Below are 14,608 nucleotides of genomic sequence, written 5' to 3' on the forward strand. Positions count from 1 at the left end.
AACCTTAAACCAACCATTATGAAAAAACTGATATTCAGCATTATAACAATACTTATTATTCACTTAAATACCGTAGCGCAAGACCTTTCGCCTTATATAAAAGTTGGGGAAACTACTAAAAGCATGCAAGCTATAACTGATGAAATTATAAGCACACTTAAAAGCAATGCATTTAGTGTTTTAGGAAATTACAGTCCGGGAAATAACGCAAAATTAAAAGTGATTGTGTTTACAAATGAAGCGTTAAAAAATACTGTTGTAAAAGTTTCAGACCGCGGTGCTTTAGCTGCAGCATTTAAAGTTGGTTTGGTTGAAAAAGATGGAAAAATAACCATTTCGTACACCAATCCTGATTACATTTTAAGAGCTTATTTAAGAGATAATTACAATTCTTTTAAAGCCGTTTTTGAAAAATTCAACAAAGATGTAAAAACTACTTTTGCAAGTATTGGGAATGAATTTACACCTTTTGGCGGTAGTGAAGATGCTGAAGGATTAAAAAAATATCATTACAAAATGATGATGCCTTATTTTTCAGACCCTGAAGAATTAAATGAATATACTTCTTTTGAAGAAGGTTTAAAAATTATTGATGCGAATTTAAAAGCTAAAAAAGGTGAAACTGTTGAAGTTTATAGAATTGTATATCCTGATAAAAAAGTAGCAGTTTTTGGAATTGGCTTGTTAAATAAAGAAGATGGCGAAGCTGCTTTTTTACCAATTATTGGAGAAGATCACGTAGCTGCAATGCCTTATGAAATTATTTTACAAGGAACTCAAGTTACTATGTTACACGGAAAATATAGAATTGCTTTACACTGGCCAGAATTAACTATGGGAACTTTTATGAAAATTATGAGTACCCCTGGAGATATTGAAGATACACTTGAAGAAGTGTGTAAATAAACTTAATTTAAAAACAACTGTTCTTTTTAAAGAGGTTATCTAAAAATAAATAGAAACCCGTCATTCTGAATTTATTTCAGAATCTCATTATACCAATAATTAATCATTATGAGAACCTGAATCAAGTTTAGGTTGACGAAAAGTGTACTTTTTAGATAGCCTTTTTTTATTTTACAATAAGTGCTGCCACCTTTTCAGAAGCACCTACGCCTCCTAATTTTTGTTCCAATTCAGCATACTCCTGTAATAACTTTTCACGTTGTTTGCCTTCTAAAATTTTGTGAAGTTCTTCTTCAAGCTTCACTTCATTAAAATCGTCCTGAATTAATTCTTTTACAACTTCTTTGTTCATAATTAAATTCACCAATGAAATAAATTTCAAATTAATCAATCGTTTACCAATATGGTACGAAATATAACTTGTTTTATAACACACAATTTCTGGCACTTTAAACAAAGCGGCTTCTAATGTTGCGGTACCTGAAGTTACCAATGCAGCATAAGAAACGGACAGTAAATCGTAGGTTTTATTGGTAACGAACGTAACATTTTCTTTATTGATAAATTGCTGGTAAAATTCAAAATCTTGACTAGGAGCACCTGCTATTACAAACTGGTATTCTTTAAATTTATCGGTCATTCTTAGCATTACTGAAAGTATCTTTTTAATTTCCTGCTTTCTACTTCCTGGTAATAATGCTATAATTGGCTTGTTTGATAATTGATGTTTTTTTCTGAAATCGGCAGCATTAATTTTTGTTCGGTTTGAAATAGCATCTAACAAAGGGTGCCCGACAAAAGTAACCTTGTAATCGTATTTTTTGTAAAAATCTTCAACAAAGGGAAGAATTACATACATTTCATCAATATCACGTTTAATATCTTTTACCCTACCAGATCTACTTGCCCAAACCTGAGGAGAAATATAATAAACAGTTCTAAAATTATTAGTTTTAGCCCATTTTGCAATACGCAGATTAAACCCTGAATTGTCTATAAAAATAATTTTATCAGGATTAAAACTTAAAATATCTTCTTTACAAAACTTTATAAAACCTAAAATAGTTGAAAGATTGGTGATAACTTCCGCAAAACCCATAAAAGCCCTTTCTTTAAAATGCTTTACTAAAGTTCCTCCAACTGCTTCCATTAAATCTCCTCCCCAAAATCGAATATCAGCTTCTTTGTCTTTTTCAAATATAGCCTTCATTAAATTGGATCCGTGTAAATCTCCTGAAGCTTCTCCTGCAATAATATAGTATTTCATATAAATTTACCCTGAAAAAAACGTTAATAACAATACCAAAAAAGCAATAAAAAAGGTTTCCATTAAAACACCTCTAGCTCTGTATAGTTGTTTCTTTTTTAAAAAAACAAAAAAAACAAAAAAGTTAGCAATGGCTCCTAACACCAATATTTTTCCTTCTAAATTTCCTTCTTTTATCAATTCTAAACTTCTAGAAAAACTATATTTAGAAAAAAATTCAATAAACAAAAAGCAACCAAATGCCGTTGCTATTAAGGCTACTACAAAGCCAATTATAATTTCCTTTTTTATATTTAATTTAGTTGTATTCATTCAACTTTTATAAGTTCCAATTATTTAATTTTTGAATAAAGTAGTGCGCTGTTAAATCGAATTGAACTGGGACCAAAGATATATAATTATGAGCCAACGCCCACTCATCAGTATCTTCACCTTTATCCATATTTGTAAATTCTCCTGTTAACCAATAGTACACTTTTCCTTGCGGATTTGTTCTTTTATCAAACTCTTCAACCCAATTGGCACGTGCTTGCCTGCAAACTTTAATTCCTTCAAAAGTTGTGCTTTTTGGGAAATTAACATTTAAAACTACACCATCAGGCAATCCGTTTTCTAATACATTACGGGTAATTTTTTCAATATATTCTTTTAAAGGTTCAAAATCAGCATTCCAAGAATAATCTAACAATGAAAAACCTATCGCCGGAATTCCTTCAACACCTGCTTCAACAGCTGCGCTCATAGTTCCTGAATAAATAACATTGATGGATGAATTTGATCCGTGGTTAATTCCTGAAACACATAAATCAGGTCTTCTACCTAAAATTTCACTGACGGCTAATTTCACACAATCTGCTGGAGTTCCAGACGACTGATACTCTTCCTGAGGCCCTTTATCTATGGTTATTTTCTTACAATACAGCGTGTCATCAATGGTCACTGCATGTCCCATTCCACTTTGTGGACTGTCAGGCGCAACAACTACAACATCTCCAATTTCATTCATTACAGAAATTAATGTTCTAATTCCTGGGGCAGTTATACCATCATCATTTGTAACTAAAATTAAAGGTCTTTTACGCATACATATTAATTTAGAAAACAAAACTACTATATTTTATTTGGTTTCATAAGGTTAAACTTTAACATTTTGTAAACTATATTGCACAAATATTTCAGTAATATTGTGAATATATAGTACCATAAAATGATTGTTAAAAGCGCTCTTAAATTTACTAGATATTTAGTACAGTTGCCTACTTATACAAGTTTTTGATACCAAAAGTAAAAATAACCTAAATTGTAAATAAGATTTTAAATCAATTTATAAAAAAACGTTAATTTAGACATGTTCAAAATAAATGGCACTGTTTTAGTAGTAAAACATTTATAACATAAAAACTAGCACCGAAAGATGATGATTAGAAAATTTAAATTTTTGTTACCCGTAATTTTTGTTTTTAGCTTATTTACAAGCTTTAATTCTGTAGCAAATTCAGATCCAAAAGATAAAGTATTATTAACAATATTAAGATATGTTTTAACAGAAGGACATTATCATCCTCAAGAAATTAATGATGAATTTTCTAAAAAAGTATATGCTAACTTTTTAAAAAACTTAGATCCTTCAAAACGTTATTTTTTACAATCAGATATTGATGAGTTTTCAGCCTATGAAACATTGATTGATGATCAAATTAAAAGTGAAGATTTATCATTCTTCTATTTAGCTTATAACCGTTTTAAAGAAAGAACTGCTGAAGCTGAACAATTTTACCCTGAAATTCTTGAACATGCGTTTGATTTTTCTAAAGATGAAACATTAGATATTGACTATGAAAATACTTCGTATGCATTAAACAAAGACGAGTTAAAAAACAAATGGCATCAACAATTAAAAACAAGTACCTTATCAAGGCTTTACGCAAAAGTTAAGGAAGAAGAAGATACTAAAAAAGAAGATGCTTCTTATACAATTAAACCTATTGATGCATTAGAGAAAGAAGCAAGAACTAAAATTTCAGAAAATATGAAAGAGTTTTTTGAGCGTTTTGATGAACTTACTCATGAAGATTGGTTTTCAACTTATATCAATTGCATTTCTGAACAATTTGACCCACACACAAACTATTTTGATCCTAAAGTAAAAAAAGGATTCGACCAAAGAATGTCTGGAAAACTTGAAGGTATTGGTGCTAGACTTCAACAACAAAATGATTATACTAAAGTAATTGAATTGGTATATGGTGGACCGGCTTGGAAACAAGGAGATTTAGAAGTAGGAGATCTTATTATTAAAGTTGCACAGGCTGATGGCGAACCTCTTGATATTGTTGGAATGCGTTTAGACAAAGCCATTGAATTTATTAAAGGTGAAAAAGGTTCTGAAGTTAATTTAACAGTTAAAAAAATTGACGGCTCAACAAAAATAATAACCATTATTAGAGATGTTGTTGAACTTGAAGAAACTTTTGTAAAATCGAGCGTTATTGAAAAAGACAACCGAAAATTTGGAGTAATCCATTTGCCTAGTTTCTATATTGATTTTAGCGAAAAAAACAGTAGAAATTCTGCTACAGATATGGCACAAGAAATTGAACGCTTGAAAGAAGAAAATGTTGAAGGTTTAGTGCTAGATTTAAGAAATAACGGCGGTGGATCATTACAAACTGCCATTGATATTTCTGGCTTATTTATTAAAAACGGACCTGTTGTTCAAGTAAAATACCGCAATACTGAAGCCGAAGTTCGTAAAGATAAAAACAATCAAATTCAATGGGACGGACCGTTAGTTGTGTTGGTAAATGAACTGTCTGCTTCAGCTTCTGAAATTTTTGCTGCAGCTATGCAAGATTATGGTAGAGCTGTAATTATTGGAGGAAAACAAACTTACGGTAAAGGAACTGTTCAAAGTGTATTAGACCTAAACAGGTACCATAATTTAAATGAAGATATTGGAGCTTTAAAAATGACAATCCAAAAATTTTATAGAATTAATGGAGACTCTAATCAGTTAGAAGGTGTACATTCTGACATTATGCTGCCAAGCAGATATACTTATTTAGAAATTGGAGAACGCGATTTAGAAAACGCTTTAAAATACGACAAGGTTCCTGCGGCAACGTATACGCTTTGGAATAATTACGATAATTTTAATGAAGTTGTGAATAACAGTAAAAAACGTATTGCTTCAAATTCAACCTTTAAATTAATTGATGAAAATGCAAAATGGATCAAAAAATCTCAAGATGAAACCTTGATTTATCTAAACCTGAATGCTTATAAAGAAGACATTGAAAGTCATGAAACAGCTTCTAAAAAATACAAATCAATTAGTGACTATACGAGTACCTACACGTTTACTTCGCCTTTATACGAACAAACGCTAGCTGCTTCCGACGAAAATTTAGCCGAAAAAAGAGAAGTTTGGCATAAAAATTTGAATAAAGATATTTATCTAGAAGAAGCTTTAAACGTTGTAAGCGAATTAAAATTAAAACCTAATTACCTTTTAGTGAAAAAATATTAGTTAAAGTTGTAACTTTACTTTTTTAAGTTGAACTATTGAAAACTACACATAACTCATTAAGCGCATTAGCACTCCAGAAGTTTAAAAAAAACACTACTGGAGTGCTTAGTTTTTGGTTCATAGTTATTTGTGGCTTAGTCGCTATTTTTGCTTACGCACTAGCGCCAGACAATAGCAGTAATGCAAACCAAATGCATTTAGAAATCCATTCAAAAAAACCAGGATTTCAAGTACTTACACTTACGATTCCTTCCAAAGAAAAGACAACACAAACCACATATAATAAACTTTTAAACGGCATAAAAAATCAGAAAACAGTAATTCCAATCGCTAATTATTTCCTTTCTAAAGATGAATTAACCATTGAAACTTATTCTGAAAACAACATTCCAAGTTTAACAAAATCATTCCCTATAGCTCTTTTTGAAGATAAAGATATTTCAGAATACATTACATTAAAAACCTTTTATTTAGGAACTGATAAATACGGAAGAGATCTATTAAGCCGAATGCTCATAGGCACACGAATTTCATTCTTTATAGGATTTATAGCCGTATTTATTTCATTAGTTATAGGTATTTCAATAGGTGCAATTGCTGGTTATTTTGGCGGTAAAGTTGATACATTTATCATGTGGCTTATCAATATTACATGGTCAATTCCAACGTTATTATTGGTAATTGCAATTACATTAGCTTTAGGTAAAGGTTTTTGGCAAGTATTTATTGCTGTAGGTTTAACTATGTGGGTTGAAGTTGCAAGAGTGGTGCGCGGACAAATTATGAGCACCAAAGAGATGCAATATGTTGAAGCTACTAAAGCCTTAGGTTATTCAAATTTCCGAATTATTTTTAAACATATATTGCCCAACATTATGGCACCTGTAATTGTAATTTCAGCAGCCAATTTTGCAGGAGCTATTTTAATTGAAAGTGGTTTAAGTTTTTTAGGAATTGGTGCACAACCACCTACTCCATCTTGGGGTGCAATGATTAAAGATCACTACAGTTATATTATTTTAGGAAAAGCCTATTTAGCAATTATTCCTGGGTTAGCAATTATGAGTTTAGTAATGGCTTTTATGCTAATTGGAAATGCACTTCGTGATGCATTAGATGTTAAAAATTAGGAGTTATTTTAACTGTTAACTTCTTATTCAAAATAAAACAATTAGTTAAATTAGCAGCTTAAAAATTTAATATGAAATTTCAAGTTACCTTTAATACAAAATGGTCAGATTTTGACCCAAACAGGCATATGCGTCACACTGCATACAACGATTATGCTGCAGAAGTACGCGTGCGTTTTTTTCAAGAACACGGTTTATCAATCAATGAATTTGCCAAACTAAATATTGGCCCTATTTTATTTAAAGAAGAAACTACTTTTTTAAAGGAAATTCATATTGGAGAAAATATCACCGTTTATATGGAGTTAGAAGGTGTTTCAAAAGGCATTGAACGTTGGAGATTTAGTCACCAAATTTTTAATAAAGACGGTATTCTTTCTGCTGAAATTAAAGTATATGGTGCCTGGATAGATTTAGTAAAACGAAAATTAACGGCACCTCCACCAGAATTTTTAAAAATATTTGAAGAACTACCTAAAACTGAAAACTTCATAGAAATACCTTTAAAAAGTGAGAAATAGGAAGTTTATTTACACTTTAATCTCAATTTTATTTGCTGTAGGTTTTTATGTGTACGACAATTATGATACTGAAGAAATTTCAGTTAGTAACAACACTAAAAACACCTCAGTAACCAACTTTTTACCAACTTCAACAACGGGTGAAATAGCGCATCACAATTTTTATTCAGTATCTTACAATGAAGCTTTTGAACAAGCTGAATGGGTTGCTTATGAATTAGAAAATTCACATATAAAAAGTGCTAATTTTAAACGCCCTTATTTTGTTGAAGACCCTAAAATAAGCACCAAAAGTGCTTCGTACAGAAATTACAAAAACTCGGGTTACAATAAAGGTCATTTGTGCCCTGCAGGTGATCGAAAATTTTCTAAAGAAGCCTTTGATGAAACTTTTTTAATGAGCAATGTTACGCCTCAAACCTATGAATTTAATAGTGGCGTTTGGAACCGACTAGAGCAAAAAGTACGCTATTGGGCAAAAAAGCATAGAAAATTATATGTGGTTACTGGCGGAATATTAACTCAAAATTTAAAACGTATTGGAAACGAAAAAGTTGCAGTTCCAAAGTACTTTTATAAAATAGTTTTAGATTACCAAGAACCTGAAATTAAAGCCGTTGCTTTTTTGATGCCACATAAAAAATCAGAAAAAGGATTGCACCAATTTGTGGTTTCTATTGATGAAATAGAACAAAAAACGGGCATCGATTTTTTCCCTGAATTGGAAGATTCTTTAGAAACTAAATTAGAAAGTTCTATGAGTTACACCAAATGGAATTTTAGGTAAACTAACCACCAACTGTAGCTGTTATACCTTTGTTTTTAAACAGTTTAATAATTTCTTTAATCTTAGCTTCCGAAGGTGTTTCAAAAACCTCAAAATGAGTTGAGTGTCCTAATTTTAGATGCTTATTTTCAGCAATATTATGATAAGGGAGTAAATTAACAACGGTTCTATTCCCTTCCAAAGAATTCATAAAATCAGCGGTTTTTAAAATATTTTCTTCTGAAGTATTTACACCTTCAATTAAAGGAATTCTAAAAATAATTTCACAATTTGTTTTCGCTAGTTCGGTAATATTGGATAAGATTTTTTCGTTACTAACTCCTGTAAACTCTTTATGTTTTTCAGAATTCATTACTTTTAAATCTATCAAAAATAACTCAGTATGTTTGGCTACTTCTAATAGTGTTTCTTGTGATGAAAAAGCGGTAGTATCAACCACTCTATGATACATTCTTTCCCCACAAGCTTTTAATGCTTCTAATAAATAATTAGCATGCATTAAAGGTTCTCCTCCAGAAAATGTAACGCCGCCACCCGACTGATCAAAAAAAACTGCTTCATTGTCAATCTCTTTCATTAAATCTGAAATTAAAATAGAGGAGCCAAGCATTTCAAATGCTTTTGTTGGACAAACCTCAGCGCATTTTCCGCACAAATTACATGTATTGAAATCTGTTACTATTCCTTCTGAAGTCATTATCAATGCATCATTTGGACAATTCGAAATGCAACTCAATGCGCCTATACATTTAGACGCATTGTACATTTTTTGCACTTTTGGCGACATACTTTCAGGATTGTGACACCATTTACACGATAAATTACAGCCTTTAAAAAAAACGGTTAAACGTATTCCCGGACCATCATTTATGGCGTATTTTTTTATATCAAAAATTAAACCTGTAGCCATTTAAAACGAATCATTTTCAGTTCTATCAATTACTTCTTGTTGCAAATCGGCATTCATATCGTTAAAATAATCGCTATAACCTGCTATTCTCACTAACAAATCTTTGTAATCTTCTGGATTTTCTTGTGCTGCGTATAATGTTGCGGTATCTACAATATTGAACTGAATATGATGTCCGCCCAATGCAAAATAACTGCGCACCAAACTTCCTAATTTTAGAATATCTTCATCTCGCTTTAACAAGCTTGGCAAAAACCGTTGGTTTAATAAAGTACCACCCGATTTGGTTTGATCTAACTTTGTTAATGATTTAATAACAGCCGACGGTCCATTGGTATCGGCACCGTGCGAAGGTGAAGTTCCGTCTGAAATAGATTTATGTGCCAATCGACCATTTGGAGTTGCTTCCAACACTTTACCAAAATATACGTGGCAGGTGGTAGACAACATATTTAAATGAAATGTTTCGCCTTTTGTATTTGGTTTTCCATCAATTGCTTCAAACAAATCGTTATACACTTGTAAGGCTATAGCATCGGCATAATAATCATCATTTCCATAAAAAGGTGTTTTATTTAAAATAGTTTGACGCAAAATTTCTTCGCCTTCAAAATTCTTTGAAACGGCATTTAAAATGGTTTCCATAGAAAAGTTTTGCTCTTCAAACACATGTTTTTTTAAGGTTGATAAACTGTCGGTAACCGTACCTAAACCGGTACATTGAATGTAATTTGTATTGTAACGTGGCCCACCGTTGTAATAATCTTTTCCTTTTGAAATACAATCTTCAATAACCACCGATAAAAATGTAGCCGGGCTGTATTTTGCGAACATGCTATCAATATAATTACTCACTAAAATCTTTTGATTTACAATATAATTCAATTGCTTTTTAAAAGCATTGTACAACTCTTCATACGTTTTAAAATTTCTAGGATCTCCAGTTTCAATACTTGCTCTTTTTCCTGTTAACGGGTTAATTCCGTTATTTAACGTGATTTCAATAATTTTTGGAACATTCAAATAACCCGTTAAAATATAAGCTTCTTTACCAAAAGCCCCCACTTCAATACAACCACTACAACCGCCTTCACGGGCATCTTCTAACGATTTTCCTTGTCGTAACATTTCAGGAATATAAATATCAGGATTGAAAATAGATGGATATCCGTGTCCTTGGCGGATAACTTTACAAGCTGCTGTTAAAAACCGATTGGGAGTTCTTGAACTTATATGTACCGAATTCCCTGGTTGTAACACATGTAATTCTTCAACAATTTCTAACATGATGTATGAAACTTCACTTACACCATCTGAACCATCACGTTCTACTCCTCCAATATTTATATTGGTAAAATCGTTGTAAGTACCACTTTCTTTTGCGGTAATTCCCACTTTTGGAGGCGCTGGATGATTGTTTACTTTAATCCAAAAACAGCTTAATAATTCCTTTGCTTCTTCTCTTGTTAACGTACCTTCTGCAATTTCTTTCTCGTAAAAAGGCGTTAAATGTTGATCAAAATGACCAGGATTCATAGCGTCCCAACCATTTAATTCGGTAATAGTTCCTAAGTGCACAAACCAATACATTTGAATGGCTTCGTGAAAATTTCTTGGTGCATTTGCAGGAACCCAACAGCAAACCTCAGCTATTTTTAACAGTTCAGCTTTTCTTTGTGGATTTAACTCTTTTTTTGCCTGCTCTTCAGCCAACTCAGCATGACGTTGAGCAAATACAATTACGGCATCACAAGAAATTTTCATTCCTTCTAACTGCTCTTTTTTATCTGTAGCTTCAGGATCGTTTAGGAAATCGAGTTTATCCAATTCCTTCTGAATTTTTTCTTTATAATTCAGCATTCCTGTTTTATAAATAGCTCCATCTAAGGCTGTATGCCCTGGTGCGCGTTGCTCCATAAACTCGGTAAATAAACCTGCTTCATAGGCTCTGCTCCATTCCTTAGGTACATGATTAAAAATACGTTCGCGCATTGTTTTACCTGCCCAATACGGAATTACTTCTTGTTCATAGGTGTCAATATCTTCTTGTGAAATGGTATAACGTTGCATTTCGCGTGTGTTTAATACGTGAAAATCTTCAACACTATGACAGGTCAATTCTGGAAAAGTTGGAACAGATTTTGGCTTTGGTCCACGTTCGCCAACAATTAACTCACCTTCACCTAAATAAATAGTTTTTTGTTTACATATTTCTAAAAAATTTAAACCTCTTAACACTGGAATGGCATATTTTCCGAAGTTTTTCTTGTAAAATTTGGTTTGAATTAATGCTCTTTCAATGGACAATGATGGCTGGGTTTCAAAACTTAATTTTCGAAGCTTTTGAATGCGTTCATTCATTCCTGGACCAATAGCGCTTGTTATTGGTTGATAAAAATTTCCTTCAGCAGAAGCTGGTCTTTCTGGATTTATTGCTGTATGTACTGTTTTCATAATTAAATAAATACGTTAATCATCAGAAAAATTCTGATCAAATAATTTAAAATGTAGTAATGTGGAATTATGAAACTGAGGCAAAGAACATTAAACATTCAAACAGCTGTCTGTATGTTTTTGTAAGGCTTGTGATGTTCTTATTTCTTGACATTAAATATAAAGATTAAACCATCTCAAATATAAGAAAATGAATTCAATTTAAACAAAAAATTTTATCTCCTTATTTTGTATATTCAACAAATTTTGAATCGATTAACGTGTAAATAACCTTCTTAGAATTTTTGGTGTTTTCAAAAACAATCAACTGATTTTCAGCCTCTAAAAACTGTAAATCAGTCGCTTCAACAAAATCAATAAAATGATACGATTGGTTGTTTTCATTTTTAAACAGTACTGCATAATAATTAGTGTAATTCCCTTCATCAACTGGAGCAGCATTAAATTCAATCAACATATTATTCACCCCGTCATTATCATAATCAAATTTGTGATAGGCTGTTATTTCATTCAAGCCAAAAATCCAATCGCCTTTTACACCTTGGTATTTAATTTCATTATTAAAAAACAACTGAAACGCTTCATAAATAGTAACATCTGTAAGATTTTTTTCTTGTGAAAAAACCGTATGATAACTCATAGTTAAAAACAACATAAAAAAGATTTTTCTCGAAATCACCATTTAGAAATTTGTTAAAAAATAAAGATATACAAAAACAAAAAACCTCCCAAAATTAAACTTCTATTTTATGCTTTCAGTTTTGAAAAGTAAACGAAGATTTATAGGAAATTGAGCAACAACAATTCATTTAAAACAACTATCAATATTCACTTTATATAATATTATTTGTTAAATTAGCTCGTTTTCACTAATCAATCATTTAAATTAACAACTTATGAAACCTATTATTTATATGTTTCTTTTTACATTGTTACTATTTTCTGCGTGTAATAATAAAGAAACAACATCAAAAAAAATTATTGCTGAAGCACCAATCGCAAAAAAATTACCTAAAGAACTTGTAATTCATGACGATACACGAATTGATGATTATTTTTGGATGCGTTTAAGCGATGCACAAAAAAATGCCGAAACTCCAGATGCGCAAACCCAAGATGTATTGGATTATTTAAATGCTGAAAATGAGTATTTAACTAAAGTAATGAAACACACTGAAGATCTTCAAGAAAAGTTATACAATGAGATTGTTGGACGCATAAAAAAAGACGATCAATCTGTTCCTGTGAATGATAACGGTTACTCTTATTATACCCGTTACGAAGAAGGCGACGATTATGCTTTGTATTGTAGAAAAAAAATTGAGGAAGATGCCACGGAAGAAATTATGCTAGACGGACCAGAAATGGCTAAAGGATTTTCATATTATGGAATTGGTGGTAGATCTGTAAGTCCTAACAATACATTAATATCGTATGGAATTGACACCGTTTCAAGACGTAGCTATACCATTTATTTTAAAAATTTAGAAACTGGTGAAGTTTTAGACGACCAATTAAGTAATACTGGTGGTAGCGCTACTTGGGCTAATGATAATAAAACCATTTTTTATACTACAAAAGATCCTGAAACACTTCGACAAAATAAAATTTACAAACACACTTTAGGCACTAGTCAATCTGAAGATGAATTAGTATTTGAAGAAACCGATGTTACGTTTAGTTGCGGTGTATATAAATCAAAATCTAAAGACTATTTGATGATTTATAGTTCACAAACACTATCTACAGAAACTCATTATTTAGATGCAAATACCCCTAACGGTAATTGGAAAGTTATGCAACCAAGAGCAGCAAATTTAGAATATCAAGCCGATCATTATGGAGATTCATTTTATATTTTAACAAATTTAGATGCTAAAAATTTCCGTTTGGTAAAAACACCCATTAGTGCTACTTCAAAAGAAAATTGGAAAGATGTAATTCCGCATAGAGCAGATGTATTATTACAAGGATTTGATGTATTTAAAAACTTTTTAGTGATTAGCGAACGGTTAAATGGATTGAGCACTATTAGAATTAAAGAATGGAATGGAGATGATAGTTATATTGAATTTAACGACCCAGCATATATGGCTTCCCCTACTTCAAACTTAGATTTTGATACCGATATTTTACGTTACAGCTACTCTTCACTTACAACACCTAGTAGTACTTATGAAATTAATATGCGTACAAAGGAGCAAGTGCTGTTAAAACAACAAGAAATACTTGATCCTGATTTCTCTCCAGAAAATTATACATCAGAACGCTTATACGCCACTGCTGAAGATGGCACAAAAATACCTGTTTCATTAGTGTATAAAAATGGAACTGAAAAAAGCAGTAGTACGCCAGTTTTATTATATGCTTATGGTTCTTATGGAAATTCAACTGAACCAACATTTAATTCGAGCAGATTAAGTTTATTAGATCGTGGTTTTATATATGCAATAGCACACGTACGTGGCGGACAAGAAATGGGTAGAAATTGGTACGAAAATGGAAAACTATTGAAAAAGAAAAACACCTTTACCGATTTTATTGATGTTGGAGAGTTTTTAATTGATGAAGGTTTTACAAGTAATTATCATTTATACGCTTACGGTGGAAGTGCTGGTGGTTTATTAATGGGAGCTATTGTAAATATGCAACCTCATTTATGGAATGGTGTTATTGCTGCCGTACCTTTTGTTGATGTGATTTCAACTATGTTAGACGAAACTATTCCGCTAACTACTTTTGAATTTGACGAGTGGGGAAATCCAAAAAATAAAGAATATTACGAGTATATAAAATCATATTCTCCTTATGATAATGTTGAAGCTAAAGCATATCCAAATATGCTAATTACAACCGGATATTGGGACAGTCAGGTACAATATTGGGAACCTGCAAAATGGATTGCAAAATTAAGAGCGCTTAAAACTGACGATCATCTTTTAATTATGGATTGTAATATGGATACTGGTCACGGAGGTGCTTCTGGTCGATTTAAACGTCATAAACGTACCGCCTTAAATTATGCTTTCTTACTAGATTTGGAACATATTTCAGAATAAAAAATCAAAAAGCCTATAAACAATTGTTTATAGGCTTTTTTTAAG

12 protein-coding genes are annotated in these 14,608 nt (G+C 31.5%); 6 read left to right on the forward strand and 6 right to left on the reverse strand.

Translation table 11 applies throughout. The annotated features are described in order from the left end of the window. Positions 1-18 precede the first annotated feature (18 nt). On the forward strand, positions 19-906 hold the full coding sequence (locus CHB67_RS06715) for a hypothetical protein (RefSeq protein ID WP_089380982.1): 888 nt from the start codon (positions 19-21) through the stop codon (positions 904-906). A gap of 166 nt (positions 907-1,072) precedes the next feature. Here CHB67_RS06715 and lpxB read toward each other — a convergent pair whose 3' ends face one another. From lpxB to surE, 3 genes are read right to left on the reverse strand one after another with little or no spacing between them, the layout of a single operon-like run. After that, on the reverse strand, positions 1,073-2,173 hold the full coding sequence (lpxB, locus tag CHB67_RS06720; protein WP_089380983.1) for a lipid-A-disaccharide synthase: 1,101 nt from the start codon (positions 2,171-2,173) through the stop codon (positions 1,073-1,075). Between the two features lie 6 nt (positions 2,174-2,179). Then, positions 2,180-2,485, reverse strand: coding sequence for a hypothetical protein (locus tag CHB67_RS06725; RefSeq protein WP_089380984.1), 306 nt, complete (start codon positions 2,483-2,485; stop codon positions 2,180-2,182). Between the two features lie 7 nt (positions 2,486-2,492). Beyond that, on the reverse strand, positions 2,493-3,257 hold the full coding sequence (surE, locus tag CHB67_RS06730; RefSeq protein ID WP_089380985.1) for a 5'/3'-nucleotidase SurE: 765 nt from the start codon (positions 3,255-3,257) through the stop codon (positions 2,493-2,495). Positions 3,258-3,587: 330 nt separating this feature from the next. Between surE and CHB67_RS06735 the strand changes: the two genes are divergently transcribed. The 4 genes from CHB67_RS06735 to CHB67_RS06750 all read left to right on the forward strand — a co-directional run bounded on the left by CHB67_RS06735 (position 3,588) and on the right by CHB67_RS06750 (position 8,140). Further along, positions 3,588-5,702 (forward strand): carboxy terminal-processing peptidase, encoded by a 2,115-nt coding sequence (locus CHB67_RS06735; protein ID WP_317045694.1) that lies wholly within the window; start codon positions 3,588-3,590, stop codon positions 5,700-5,702. 35 nt (positions 5,703-5,737) lie between these two features. Then, positions 5,738-6,832 (forward strand): ABC transporter permease, encoded by a 1,095-nt coding sequence (locus CHB67_RS06740; protein ID WP_089380987.1) that lies wholly within the window; start codon positions 5,738-5,740, stop codon positions 6,830-6,832. Positions 6,833-6,903: 71 nt separating this feature from the next. Next, positions 6,904-7,353 (forward strand): acyl-CoA thioesterase, encoded by a 450-nt coding sequence (locus CHB67_RS06745; protein ID WP_089380988.1) that lies wholly within the window; start codon positions 6,904-6,906, stop codon positions 7,351-7,353. Further along, complete coding sequence (locus CHB67_RS06750) at positions 7,343-8,140, forward strand: DNA/RNA non-specific endonuclease (protein ID WP_089380989.1); 798 nt, start codon at positions 7,343-7,345, stop codon at positions 8,138-8,140. Before CHB67_RS06745 ends, CHB67_RS06750 begins: the two co-directional genes overlap by 11 nt. 1 nt (position 8,141) lies before the next feature. Here the strand turns inward: CHB67_RS06750 and CHB67_RS06755 are convergent, their stop codons facing one another. The 3 genes from CHB67_RS06755 to CHB67_RS06765 all read right to left on the reverse strand — a co-directional run bounded on the left by CHB67_RS06755 (position 8,142) and on the right by CHB67_RS06765 (position 12,144). Next, positions 8,142-9,050 carry a glycyl-radical enzyme activating protein gene (locus tag CHB67_RS06755; protein WP_089380990.1) on the reverse strand — a complete coding sequence of 303 codons (909 nt, stop codon included), beginning with the start codon at positions 9,048-9,050 and terminating at the stop codon, positions 8,142-8,144. After that, a complete protein-coding gene (hypD, locus tag CHB67_RS06760) occupies positions 9,051-11,504 on the reverse strand; it encodes a trans-4-hydroxy-L-proline dehydratase (protein WP_217900257.1) in 2,454 nt (817 codons plus the stop codon). It lies immediately after the preceding gene. Positions 11,505-11,727: 223 nt separating this feature from the next. Further along, the gene (locus CHB67_RS06765; RefSeq protein ID WP_141119689.1) at positions 11,728-12,144 is read right to left on the reverse strand and encodes a hypothetical protein; all 417 of its coding nucleotides are present in this window, start codon (positions 12,142-12,144) and stop codon (positions 11,728-11,730) included. Positions 12,145-12,400: 256 nt separating this feature from the next. On the opposite strand from CHB67_RS06765, the gene CHB67_RS06770 reads away from it, so the two are divergent. Further along, the gene (locus tag CHB67_RS06770) at positions 12,401-14,563 is read left to right on the forward strand and encodes a S9 family peptidase (protein WP_089380992.1); all 2,163 of its coding nucleotides are present in this window, start codon (positions 12,401-12,403) and stop codon (positions 14,561-14,563) included. Positions 14,564-14,608 lie beyond the last annotated feature (45 nt).

Origin of the sequence: Lutibacter agarilyticus (assembly GCF_900188235.1) — a bacterium.
Lineage (GTDB): Bacteria > Bacteroidota > Bacteroidia > Flavobacteriales > Flavobacteriaceae > Lutibacter > Lutibacter agarilyticus.

Bases quoted from the DNA above. Each gene is read 5' to 3' on its own strand.
- CHB67_RS06755 (WP_089380990.1), bottom strand. From the start codon at position 9,050: ATGGCTACAGGTTTAATTTTTGATATAAAAAAATACGCCATAAATGAT.
- CHB67_RS06715 (WP_089380982.1), top strand. From the start codon at position 19: ATGAAAAAACTGATATTCAGCATTATAACAATACTTATTATTCACTTA.
- CHB67_RS06735 (WP_317045694.1), top strand. From the start codon at position 3,588: ATGATGATTAGAAAATTTAAATTTTTGTTACCCGTAATTTTTGTTTTT.
- surE (WP_089380985.1), bottom strand. From the start codon at position 3,257: ATGCGTAAAAGACCTTTAATTTTAGTTACAAATGATGATGGTATAACT.
- CHB67_RS06765 (WP_141119689.1), bottom strand. From the start codon at position 12,144: ATGAGTTATCATACGGTTTTTTCACAAGAAAAAAATCTTACAGATGTT.
- CHB67_RS06745 (WP_089380988.1), top strand. From the start codon at position 6,904: ATGAAATTTCAAGTTACCTTTAATACAAAATGGTCAGATTTTGACCCA.
- CHB67_RS06770 (WP_089380992.1), top strand. From the start codon at position 12,401: ATGAAACCTATTATTTATATGTTTCTTTTTACATTGTTACTATTTTCT.
- lpxB (WP_089380983.1), bottom strand. From the start codon at position 2,173: ATGAAATACTATATTATTGCAGGAGAAGCTTCAGGAGATTTACACGGA.
- CHB67_RS06725 (WP_089380984.1), bottom strand. From the start codon at position 2,485: ATGAATACAACTAAATTAAATATAAAAAAGGAAATTATAATTGGCTTT.
- hypD (WP_217900257.1), bottom strand. From the start codon at position 11,504: ATGAAAACAGTACATACAGCAATAAATCCAGAAAGACCAGCTTCTGCT.